The organism is Helicobacter trogontum (genome assembly GCF_000765905.2).
Classification (GTDB): domain Bacteria; phylum Campylobacterota; class Campylobacteria; order Campylobacterales; family Helicobacteraceae; genus Helicobacter_A; species Helicobacter_A trogontum.
Map to the genome: position 1 here is coordinate 1 of NZ_JRPL02000035.1, position 11660 is coordinate 11660.

Here is an 11660-nt window from a genome sequence, read left to right on the forward strand (position 1 = left end):
TGGTATTTAAATGGAAGCTTAAGTGTGCAAAGCAGTGTGTTTGATAAAAACTTTGGCTTAGGTTTTAATGTTGGTGGAAGGGTTGTGTTTTAGGGGGAGGGGATTAACTTCTTCGCTATTTTTAAATTCAGAATAGAATCTAAAACTATAGTATTGATTGCTTCCAAGAATTATTGGGTTTCTACTTAGAAGTATTAAAATTTTTTTGCTACAATACCCCCTCACATAATATTATTTTGCTTTACTTATCTTCCTTGAAGCAAAAGAGACATCATGATGTGAAGCATACACAACATATAAAGCTTATTGTAATTTTTATATATTGCTTGTATAAATCTTATTTCAAGTTAAGGATAAACATGTTACAAACACGCAAGATACTTGCGGGTGTTGCGATATGTTGTGTAGCACAAGCATTAAGCTATGCACTAGATTCTAATGCAACATCGCAAGAAAATAATGACAACACAGAAACTCACAAATTAAATGCTGTTACTACAATGAGTAAGCTAAAAGGTTATGAAACAAGCACGAAGACTGTCATTACTGCCGATGATCTTGAAAAAACTCAAGCGCTAAATCTTAGGGACATATTCAGAAAAGATCCTAGCATTGCTGTGGGTGGCGGTGCGACTATGGCACAAAAGATTTATGTGAGAGGTTTTGAAAGTTTTATGATGAGAGTAACACTTGATGGTGCGGCTCAAAGCGGCAATGCTTTTCACCATCAAGGAAATGTTATGGTTGATCCTTCATTGCTAAAAAGAGTAGTGGTGAGTAAGGGTGTATCTGATGCGAGTAGTGGTCCAGGAGGGCTTGCTGGATCTATTGCTTTTGAGACAAAGGATGCAAGTGATTTTTTAAAGCCAGGAGAGAAATTTGGTGCTGAAATTGGCACAGGATTTTTTACAAACCTAGGATATAAAGCAAACCTTAATGTTTATAGTCGGCTTTTCAATGATGTGGGTATATTGGCGAGTGTGAATCACCAAAATGTTTTAAATTACCGAGACGCAAAACATACCTATACAAATTTTCTTACAATGAATAATGGTGTATTGGGTAGTAATTCAATGCAAACCAATGTGTTGTTAAAAGTGGGTGGACAAGTAGATTCCAATCAAAGGTTTTCGGTTGGATATAGCATATTAAATGATGATGCAACACGCCCATTTCGTGCAAATATTGGTGATGTAGCAGGAGAAAATTTTGCAAGCAATTTATTTCGACATAAAAATCAGAATCAAAGTTTTACCGCAAATTATGAATACACTCCAGAACATGGTGGCACGAGCATAAAGCTTGCTGCATATCACAATGCAAAGAGTGTAAATCTTACACCGCTTTTCTTTGAGGATCATAATCATGATACTGGAACTGGTGGTGGGCATGATCATGATGAAAGTTCATCGCGTGCCATTATGCTTGATAATTATGGTGCAAATGCAAGATTGAGTAATCAGCTCAACGATAACCATTTGCTTGAGTATGGTTTTGATTTTCAAGGCATGGGCGTACGTGATGACAACATGCAAGATAGCGAAAAAAGCCAAGCCAACTTAAAGTATAATAGAGGCAGGGAAGAGGCGTATATATATGGTGGATTTGTACAAGATAGTTGGAAGATTTTAGATAATCTTACATGGGGCTATGGAAGCCGAGCGGACTTTTACTACTATTTTGATAAGAATAAACAAGATCATTTTACAGGCGGGGTTAGTCCTAGCACAGTGCTTACTTACAGCGTTTTTGATGGATTGGATATAAGTGCAAAATATGCTTTTAGCACACGAGGTGCAATGCCTGGAGATGCAACACTTTTGCGTGATACAAAAGTAGAGATAAGTCCTAATCTCAAATCAGAATATTCAAATCATGGTGAAATCACGCTTGATTATATGAATGATTTTATGAGTTTTAGGTTTGCAGTATATGCGGGTAATATTTTAAACTTTATTAATAGTTATGCAAAAGGTGCAACAGGGGGTGGCTTAAGAGAAGGTGTGCGAGAGAATCTTAATTTTCCTATTGTTAATTATGGATTTGAAGTTGGATCAGCATTTTATTATGATCGTTTCACTCTTGATTTAGGAGTAGCAAGAAACTGGCTTACTGCTGGTGGTGAAGGTAAGGGGGCATTGCTTGCTGATACTTACGAACTCGGAGCTACTTGGGGTTATACTTTTATATTTGGGTTACGCTATGATGCGGATATGTTTGATATAGCATGGGTTACTCGATGTGCAACAGGTTTTAAAAAAGGCACAATCGGTTATAACATTTATCAAAGGCAATTTGAAGATATTGGTAAAGATGGGTATAGCGTATCTGATTTGTATATGAATTATTATCCACTAGGTAAAGATAAACTCACCTTGCGTTTTAGTATTTTAAATGTTTTTAACGCATATTATATAGATCCTACCTCGCCATTAAAGGTTGAAGGAGACAATCTTGCAAGTCAACCCATTAATCTTATTCGTTCTGCACTTTATGAGCCTGGTACAGATTATCGCTTTGAAGTAAGATATAGATTTTAGTAGTTTATGACTCTATACTTCCAAGTAGGTATAGAGATTACAAAGGGTTAGGTTTTAACCTATTATATTAAAATCAAAATTATCTTGTCTTAAATAAAACCCTTACCAATACGACCAACATTTTGCAAAGAAAAGTTAAGAGATTCGCTATAGATTTCATCATTAATAAATACTTTTTGTGCTTGTAGAATCAAGGTCGAACAAGTCTCGCTAAATTGCAAAATCTCCTTAAAATTACAAAAAAATGCAACCATTACGCCACTAACACATGGTGGATAATCCTTTGCAATTTCTATTGTTGGAATTTTATAGGTTGATGCCTCGCTTACATTATATGGTAACTCTGTGCTTGTTTGTTGCATAGATTCTAAAAAATCATGCTGCACGGTGCATATTGTCGCTTTTTTGGTGAGTTTTGCATTAAGCAAGGTATCTTTCATATCACCATTACTTTTATTCATAATACTAATACCAAATATCATAGGTGTCGCACAAAGTGGTGCAAAAAAGCTAAATGGTGCAAGATTGATTATATCTGCATTGCTTTTTGTGCTTATCCATGCAATAGGTCTTGGTGTAATAGCATTACTTAGAATCTTGTAGTTTGCAAGTGGTGTTGATGTGGAAATATCAAGTAACATTATAGTCCTTATTAAACAAGTTTACAATAAATAGAATACAAGATAGCATGCACAAGTGTAGCAAAAAATACGTAGCTTTGCAACTTTTCTATGACGTGCCGAACATGCATTGTTACAACATAACTTGCTAACAATATCTTTGCTTTTTTGGTGGCCAACAAGACACCTATTAGTTTTGTGTAGGATTCACATAGGACTACATGTGGCAAGTAATCTTAGGAAACCTATCTACAAACTTATGATTATCCACTTTATTACATAATTTAATTTAGTGTGCTACAGCTTCACTTATGCCAATACCAGTTTGTGCTCTAAAATCTTGTGCCTTAAAGCCTTGTTTATCAATTTTTGAACGTTCGCTAGAATCGAGTTTAGAGATAATAATAATTGATAAAAATGCAATTGGCATACTAAAAATAGCAGGATGCTTATATGGAAAGATTGCCTCTTCAAAATGCAAAACATCAACCCACACACTAGGGCTAAATAGCACAAGTAATAATACTGATAAAAGTCCAATTAAGCCTCCATAAAGGACACCATTTGTTGTGAGATTTTTCCAATAAATGCAAAGCAAAATAATAGGGAAATTTACACTTGCAGCAATGGCAAATGCAAGTCCAACGGTAAAGGCTACATTTTGCCCTTGAAATGCAATCCCAAGTAAAATAGCCAATACTCCAAGTCCAATGGTTGAAGCTTTTGTAATAAGCATTTCAAGCTTTGGATCACATTTACCATCTTTAATTACATTTACAAATAAGTCATGGCTAATTGCACTTGCTCCAGAGATAGCAAGCCCTGCAACAACCGCTAGAATCGTAGCAAATGCTACAGCAGAAATGAAGCCATAAAGCACATTTCCACCTAGCACTTTAGATAGTGCAATAGCTTCCATATTGGATGCAACGCTAAACTTACCATCAACAATAAACTCTGGATTCCCTATTAATAAGGCAATAGCTCCAAATCCGATGATAAAAGTGAGTATATAGAAATAACCTATTAACCCAGTGGCAAAAAAGACTGATTTTCTTGCTTCTTTTGCATCTTTAACTGTGAAAAATCGCATAAGAATATGTGGCAATCCAGCAGTCCCAAACATCAATGCTAAACCAAGCGAAATGGCAGACACAGGATCAGGCAAAAAAGTGCCAGGCGACATTATGGCTTCACCATTTGGATGATTGTGTATTGCCATGTCAAAATAATGTTGTAAGTTAAATCCAGTTAAATATAAAATCATAATAGCCATAAAACTCGCACCACCAAGCAATAAACATGCTTTAATGATTTGCACCCATGTTGTAGCATGCATACCACCAAAGGTGACATAACAAACCATTAAGATTCCAACCAAAATTACTGCTGTGCTATAGGGTAGGCCAAAAAGCACTTGTATAAGTCCACCAGCACCTACCATTTGAGCAATTAAGTAAAATACAACAACGCTCAAAGCAGAGATTGCAGAAATTGTTCTCACCTTTTTAGATTCTAAGCGATAGGCTATAATATCTGCAAACGTATATTTACCTAAATTGCGGAATTTTTCAGCAATCAAAAATAGCACAATTGGCCAGCCAACTAAAAACCCTATAGAATAGATTAATCCATCAAATCCATTCGCAAATACAATTCCTACAATTCCTAAAAAGCTTGCTGCACTCATATAATCACCAGCAATTGCAATACCATTTTGCATGCCAGTAATGTTTCCACCAGCAGTGTAAAATGATTGTGCTGATTGAGATTTTTTACTTGAATAATAAGTGATGCCAAGTGTCGCTATTACAAACACTATAAACATGCTTATTGCAATGTAATTTATAGGAGCTTTCTCCACATGACTTACATCAATACTTGCTGCTAATGATTGCATAAATAAGCCATAGCCTAATATGATTCCAAATACAATACCTTTTTTGCTCATAACATTTCTCCTTTCAAGACGCGTTGTTGCATACATACCAAAAACTAGATTCTCTACTATTTGAGTGAGTATCTCGACGCACTTCTTAGAGTCTAGACTCTGTCTAAACTTTGATAAATACTAAGCGTAGTGTGTTAATATGTGAAATAAGTCCTAAATTTAGCTTAGAATATAGGTCAAGCTGCTGTGAGAATATCTCTTAGAGACTTTATTGGGTTTGATAAACTTTTATGTGTAATATTTATTTTGCAAGAGTCTATATAGACATATAAAATAAAAACACAAAAACTTCAAACCATTAAAGGAGACAACACAGCTAGTTGCCACACATTACACATTAATAAACATAACGCATAACTATTTCTCGTTTTGCATTTCTTGAATTAAACCTACACGATCCATCTCTTCTAGCACTTCAGCTTGTTCTTTGTCAAAGTATTTATTTGCAAATAGCGTATAAATCCCTGTGCTTACAATTGATAATGCAATAATAAAAATACCTAGGATGATGCCCAAACTAATTGCACTAGGACCCAATCTGTAACCAAGAACTTCTGGAAAAAATCCAACACCTGCAATAAATGCGTAATAGCAAATAAGGATAACCAAGGAAAGATAAAGTGAAAACTTATTGCGAAATGATACAAATTTATAGAATCTCGCTCTTACTTCCTCTTTTGAGGCAAATGCTTTGCTCATAACAACTCCTTCATCAAAATATATATACTTTCATAACTAAATGTGAATGTATATGTATCTATAATGTAACATAAAAAGTAAAAAAAATACAAAAATAATTACTTCATTGCTTTTTTGTGATAATTGTAGAGTGATATTGTGAGATAAATATATTTTATATTGCCTAAAATCATACAATTATGTTACATTTTAACACATAAAATTGCATAAAATATCCTAATATAGCCATTTTATACAAATATTATAGACATAATTATAAATGTTACTTTTTTACAATATTATGTAATTTTCAAGGAAAATAAAGGATAAACCATCTTGATGCGATCCATACAAACTGATTTAATCGTTGAAAATAGCTTGTGAAAATTATGTAAAATAGCTATAGTAAGAAATTTTTATACATTTTCTTAGTAATATCTAAAAAGTTAATCGAGGGTAAAATCCTTTATAATATGTTTGATTGTAAAAGTTTTTTGCATATACTCTTCAAAAGTATGACAAGAATCGATAAGTATCTGTAAATTAAGCTTTTATGTATAGTTTGAATAGTGCATGCGGAATATGTCTATAAGTATAACTACCCAAGCAATAATGTCTCACAAGCTGCATGAATTGCAAAATCTATTGTTTTGTAGAACAAAATTTTGAGCAAGAGGTTATAAGCAAATTTATAAATGCCTAAAAGTTTTTGACAACAAAATTTCAAGTAAATCAGATAAATATGAAATAAACTATCAAAGTCATGATGCATAATGTCTTTTTGCTGTATAGCTAAGGCTAAGCCTTATAAGTGGGTTAAATTTGTGTTTCACATTTATGTGATTAAGAGTATTAATGCTTTTGTAAGGTTTTATTTTACATTATCTTGTGATGAATCAATGCGATAAATATTAAGCATTGTTTTTGTATAAGATTTGTGATTTTCAATATAGATTTATAATAATTTTGCAGAATTATTAAAACCCATTTTTCATTTGTTTGACTATAAAAAGAGTGTAAATTACCACTCTTTTATGTGATTCTTGAAGTTACTATGTGATTATGTTTAAAAAGAGCAAAATCATTAGTGTCTAAGAAGATAATTTCTAACTATTTCTTATAGAGAAATAATATGTCGCGATAAGAATTATTGTGTGATAGTCAAAACACAATAATCCTAATTAATATTCATTTATATTAATATTCATTTATATCGTTTAAAGTTCTGTTTTTAGCACTGCACCATTTGCAGCATTACTTACAAGTAGTGAATAGCGTTTAAGCCACTTACTTGTGATATTTTTATTATCCATAATTGCCTTTGCAACACCTTGTTCTTGCCATTTTGTGCGTCTAGATTCTAGAGTTTTGGAATCTACAAGCAATTCTAAAACCCCCTTGCTAACTGAAATCGAAATTTTATCACCATCTTCAATGAGTGCAATAAGTCCCCCTTCTGCTGCCTCTGGACTTACATGTCCGATACATGCTCCACGCGTAGCCCCACTAAATCGCCCATCAGTAATAAGTGCTACACTTTCACCCAAACCCATACCCATAATAAGACTTGTTGGGCTAAGCATCTCTTGCATACCTGGACCACCTTTTGGTCCTTCATAACGGATAACTACAACATCACCACTTTTTACCTTGCCTCCCGCAATACCCTTAATCGCTTCATCTTGTGAGTTAAAACATACTGCATTTCCAGTAAATTCTTTCATAGAATCTGCTACTGCTGCTACTTTCAACACTGCACCTTGTGTGGCTAGATTACCAAAGAGGATTTTTAAGCCTCCTACCTGCGAATAAGCATTTTCGTTGGTATGAATAATGTTTGTATCAGTAATCTGTGCATTTGCTATACGTTCATTCAAAGTTTCACCAGTAATTGTTAGAGCATCCAAATACAGAGTTTTGTTTTGAGTTTCTGAAGTTATGCAATCTCTTTTAGCTACTTCATTCATTACTGCTGAAACACCACCCGCACGATTAATATCTTCCATATGCACACTGCTTAATGCTGGGGCAATTTTTGCAATATGTGCAACATTTTTAGCAATCTCATTAATATTTTGAAGATTAAAATCAACCTCGGCTTCTTTGGCTATGGCAAGCATATGCAATACTGTGTTTGTACTTCCACCCATTGCCATATCTACAACAAAGGCATTATGCACAGCTTTGTGATTCAATATATTGCGGAATCTAAAACGCTCACTCTCTTTTTCATCTAATGCAATCTCTACAATACGTCTTGCTGCTTTACGCAATAGCTCTTCGCGTTCTTTTGTAAGTGCGGGAATTGTCCCATTTCCAGGTAATGCTACACCCATAGCTTCGCATAAAGTATTCATGGAGTTGGCTGTAAACATCCCACTACAACTTCCTCCACTTGGACATGCTTTGCACTCAATTTCATGCAAACGTTTTTCATCTATTTTTCCACTCGCAAATGCCCCAACAGCTTCAAATGCAGAATTTAGATCTAGTATCGTGCCATCATCAAGTTTTCCAGCAAGCATTGGTCCACCACTCGCAAAGATTGTAGGTACATTTACACGTAATGCGCCCATAAGCATTCCAGGCACAATCTTATCGCAGTTTGGGATACAAATCATTGCATCAAGGCTATGAGCATTCATTACTGTTTCGATACAATCTGCAATTAATTCTCGGCTAGGCAATGAATAAAGCATGCCGCTATGCCCCATTGCAATGCCATCATCCACACCAATGGTATTAAACTCAAAAGGCACACCACCAGCTTTGCGGATTTCCTCCTTAATAATCTCTGCGTATTTGTTTAAGAAAAAATGTCCCGGGATAATATCTATATAGCTATTTGCTACACCTATGAATGGTTTATTGAAATCTTCATCTTTTAGTCCAGTAGCACGTAATAAGCTCCTGTGTGGTGCTCTTTGATAGCCTTTTTTTATAACATCACTTCGCATAGAATCTCCTTGTTTAAAGTTCGACTGCATTATAGCATTAAAGTGTGACTGCGAAATGTCATGCATGATGTTTTTGTATTGCTTTTTTTGTGAGATTTGGCTGTAGTATATAATCAAAGGTGATTTGAATGGAGTGTATTGTATGAGATTCTAGCTATGAGTATTTTATGATAGTTGTGTTATGTGCCGTCTTTAATAAGTAAGGGAGTAAGTCTATATAACTCTTGATGTAACTTTAGTGGATCTACAAATACTCCAAAGAATAATTTTGTTGAGAGTAAAAATGAAGATATTTGAATTGATAGGGATTTGGAGTTTGATAGCAAATATTTGAAATTAGCAAACAGAAAAAGAAATTAATAATATTTTCTGATAATATTTCACAAATAAGTAATAAATATTCTTAAAAGTAATATTTTATTTTTACTAAAAGTAAAAATTAATCTTATTATGTTAAAATAACACAACTTTTTATTATATGGAGTTAGCTTTGCAAGATATCATGGAGTTTTTAAAAGTTTATCTCGATCCGCTTGTATTTAGTATTTTAGGTTTTATGGCTTTACTTGTTGTATATTTTAGTATCGAAAGACTTGTGTTTTTTGCTCGTTTGCAGTTTAGTAAATATACAGATGTAAAAGAGCTTGAAGAGGATGTGAGCAAAAATTTAACACTTCTATACATTGTATATTCGAATGCTCCTTATGTTGGACTTTTGGGGACTGTCGTTGGAATCATGATTGTGTTTTATGATATGGGTGATAGTGGCAACATTGATGTAAAAAGTATAACACTTGGACTTTCCATGGCACTAAAAGCAACAGCTTTAGGACTTGTGGTCGCCATTCCCACTCTAATGATTTATAATGGCTTTTTGCGTGTAGCGGATACAAAAGTCAATCGCTTTAAGATTCTCAACAAGAGACATGCAGACTAGGGGTTTTATATGAAGATTAAGCGTGGAGATGGGTTAAATATCGTTCCTTTTATTGATATTATGCTAGTGTTGCTTGCGCTTGTATTATCTATTTCAACTTTTGTTTCACAGGGGAAAATAAAGGTGGAGGTGCCAAATGCAAGTAATACAGAGCAAGAAAAAAAGGAAGATGAAAAACCAGTTGTTATTGTAGTGAATGCAACAAACAATATATACGTGGATGATAAGGAAATGAGTTTGGAAGACTTTGAATCCTTTATAAAAACAATCCCAAATGACAAGGTTGTGCATTTTAAAGGTGATAAAAATTCTAGTCTTGAGCGTCTAGTGTTTGTGATAGACCAGCTCACAAAAAAGGGGCATAACCATGATAAATTTAGAATTGATACGCAACGTAATTAAAAATCCAAGCTTTTATGGCATCGCATTGGCGTTTGTTGGTGCAGCAGGAATATTTGGCTATAGTATATATAACAACGTGAGTATTTTTACAGAAAAAGAAAATGGTGATCAATTTATCACTATTCAACTCTCTGCTTTTGCTCCACCAAGTAAAGATCCTATTGCAGAAAAAGTAGAGCAACCAAAAGCACACAAACCACGGAAACATAAACCAAAGCCAGAACAAATACAAGCTCCTCCAAAGCCGGTCCCAACACCATTGCAAGCTATGGAAGAACCACAAACAAAAATTGTAGAAGAAACCTCTGAAACCACAAAAGAGGTGTTGCAGGAGACACAAGCAAAAGAGGCCACAACAATAGCGAAACCAGATAATGAGGCGTTGGCACAGGAAAATGTCAAAATCATGCGTTATTCAGATGGTGATGATGATGAATTTTTACGAGCTATACATCGAGCAGTGGAAAAACGACATGTCTATCCGCCACTTGCGTTGCAAAGGGGTTATGAGGGGGAAGTGCTTGTAAAGTTTTATATGGATGTAAGCGGAAAGGTATCTCGCTTTGAGATTGTGCGTAATTCACCACATTCCCTACTTGACAAAGCTGCCATTAGGACATTAAAGAGAGCGTGCAAGCACTTCCCAAAACCACTTGAAAATGTATATGTTGAAATCCCTATTGTCTATAAAAGAGGTTAATGAGAGATAGATATTGTCTGTCCTGGATGCTTAGGGTTTCAATGTGATGAGAGTGATTATATCTAAACCATGCTCAAGCAAGTGGCAATTAAGCACTTACAATTCTTTTTTTATTGATGGCTTTTATAGGTCTGTAGATTGTCTATTTCCAAGCAAGTAAAGCATGGTAAGTTGGATCGAATAAGAACGCCTACAACCTTATAGAGAAATATCCTACACACAACACCATTTGAAGGTTATTTTATAGAGTTTTAACCTGTAAGTGCATTTAGAAGATTCTTTTTAGTATTTTAAAAATTATGTATAAAGCTATCCAATTAGGCATGTCATAGAAATTTTTATTTATGGACAAGTATGTTTTAGATGCGATATTGTTATATAAAGAATGTCAAACTTTTTGCTATGTTGTCTACACAAATTTCTTAAACCTGCAAATATATTTAAAGCAAGATAATGTAAAATAATTCTTGTTTGTATCTATAGCTTACATGATTATTTGTTATGCGTGATATTTAACTACAGAATGAAGTAATTTTTATTTTTGTGAAACTAGTTTAAGTTATAAATTCATGCTATTCTTTATATCTTTGCACACATTTTTATGTCTAGTAAATCCAATGTTAATAGCTATATGCAGATATATTGATGATCTAGGAAACTAGTTTTTGCTTTAGGGTGAGGTAAGATCGGCATTTAGTTTTTGCTGTTTTTATTAAAGCCTTGCACTCAATACAGGGTGTGTATTGAGGGTTTGATTTTATGGTGTTGTGTTAAATTTTTTTACTTTTTACATCCTCTAGAATCTTTTTTGCTACTTCATCAAGCGAATTGCCAATTGCTTGCGAATGATTAGCAATAGTTACATTTTGTTGCGT

General features: G+C 34.1%; 8 protein-coding genes. 4 read left to right on the forward strand and 4 right to left on the reverse strand.

Translation table 11 applies throughout. From position 1 onward, the window contains the following. Positions 1 to 359: 359 nt before the first annotated feature. Positions 360 to 2540 carry a TonB-dependent receptor domain-containing protein gene (locus LS81_RS09625; protein WP_233715948.1) on the forward strand — a complete coding sequence of 727 codons (2181 nt, stop codon included), beginning with the start codon at positions 360 to 362 and terminating at the stop codon, positions 2538 to 2540. Between the two features lie 89 nt (positions 2541 to 2629). Here LS81_RS09625 and LS81_RS09630 read toward each other — a convergent pair whose 3' ends face one another. The 4 genes from LS81_RS09630 to ilvD form a co-directional block, all read right to left on the reverse strand. Beyond that, a complete protein-coding gene (locus LS81_RS09630; RefSeq protein WP_034346757.1) occupies positions 2630 to 3181 on the reverse strand; it encodes a flavin reductase family protein in 552 nt (183 codons plus the stop codon). A 268-nt stretch (positions 3182 to 3449) separates the two neighbouring features. After that, complete coding sequence (locus tag LS81_RS09635; RefSeq protein ID WP_411710192.1) at positions 3450 to 5060, reverse strand: cation acetate symporter; 1611 nt, start codon at positions 5058 to 5060, stop codon at positions 3450 to 3452. Between the two features lie 408 nt (positions 5061 to 5468). Continuing rightward, complete coding sequence (locus LS81_RS09640; RefSeq protein ID WP_034321581.1) at positions 5469 to 5810, reverse strand: DUF485 domain-containing protein; 342 nt, start codon at positions 5808 to 5810, stop codon at positions 5469 to 5471. 1196 nt (positions 5811 to 7006) lie between these two features. Beyond that, positions 7007 to 8746: a dihydroxy-acid dehydratase gene (gene ilvD / locus LS81_RS09645; protein ID WP_034346759.1), complete on the reverse strand. Its 1740-nt coding sequence runs from the start codon at positions 8744 to 8746 to the stop codon at positions 7007 to 7009. Positions 8747 to 9248: 502 nt separating this feature from the next. Here ilvD and exbB point away from each other — a divergent pair. The 3 genes from exbB to LS81_RS09660 are packed head-to-tail and all read left to right on the forward strand — an operon-like array spanning position 9249 to position 10785. Beyond that, on the forward strand, positions 9249 to 9683 hold the full coding sequence (gene exbB / locus LS81_RS09650) for a TonB-system energizer ExbB (RefSeq protein WP_034347260.1): 435 nt from the start codon (positions 9249 to 9251) through the stop codon (positions 9681 to 9683). 9 nt (positions 9684 to 9692) lie between these two features. Further along, positions 9693 to 10085 carry a TonB system transport protein ExbD gene (gene exbD / locus LS81_RS09655; protein ID WP_034321591.1) on the forward strand — a complete coding sequence of 131 codons (393 nt, stop codon included), beginning with the start codon at positions 9693 to 9695 and terminating at the stop codon, positions 10083 to 10085. Further along, a complete protein-coding gene (locus LS81_RS09660) occupies positions 10051 to 10785 on the forward strand; it encodes an energy transducer TonB (protein ID WP_034346760.1) in 735 nt (244 codons plus the stop codon). The genes exbD and LS81_RS09660 overlap by 35 nt, the downstream gene beginning before the upstream one ends. Positions 10786 to 11660 lie beyond the last annotated feature (875 nt).

Excerpts from the sequence above, each read along its gene's own strand:
- LS81_RS09625 (WP_233715948.1), top strand. The coding sequence starts at position 360 with ATGTTACAAACACGCAAGATACTTGCGGGTGTTGCGATATGTTGTGTA.
- LS81_RS09630 (WP_034346757.1), bottom strand. The coding sequence starts at position 3,181 with ATGTTACTTGATATTTCCACATCAACACCACTTGCAAACTACAAGATT.
- LS81_RS09635 (WP_411710192.1), bottom strand. The coding sequence starts at position 5,060 with ATGCAATCATTAGCAGCAAGTATTGATGTAAGTCATGTGGAGAAAGCT.
- LS81_RS09640 (WP_034321581.1), bottom strand. The coding sequence starts at position 5,810 with ATGAGCAAAGCATTTGCCTCAAAAGAGGAAGTAAGAGCGAGATTCTAT.
- ilvD (WP_034346759.1), bottom strand. The coding sequence starts at position 8,746 with ATGCGAAGTGATGTTATAAAAAAAGGCTATCAAAGAGCACCACACAGG.
- exbB (WP_034347260.1), top strand. The coding sequence starts at position 9,249 with ATGGAGTTTTTAAAAGTTTATCTCGATCCGCTTGTATTTAGTATTTTA.
- exbD (WP_034321591.1), top strand. The coding sequence starts at position 9,693 with ATGAAGATTAAGCGTGGAGATGGGTTAAATATCGTTCCTTTTATTGAT.
- LS81_RS09660 (WP_034346760.1), top strand. The coding sequence starts at position 10,051 with ATGATAAATTTAGAATTGATACGCAACGTAATTAAAAATCCAAGCTTT.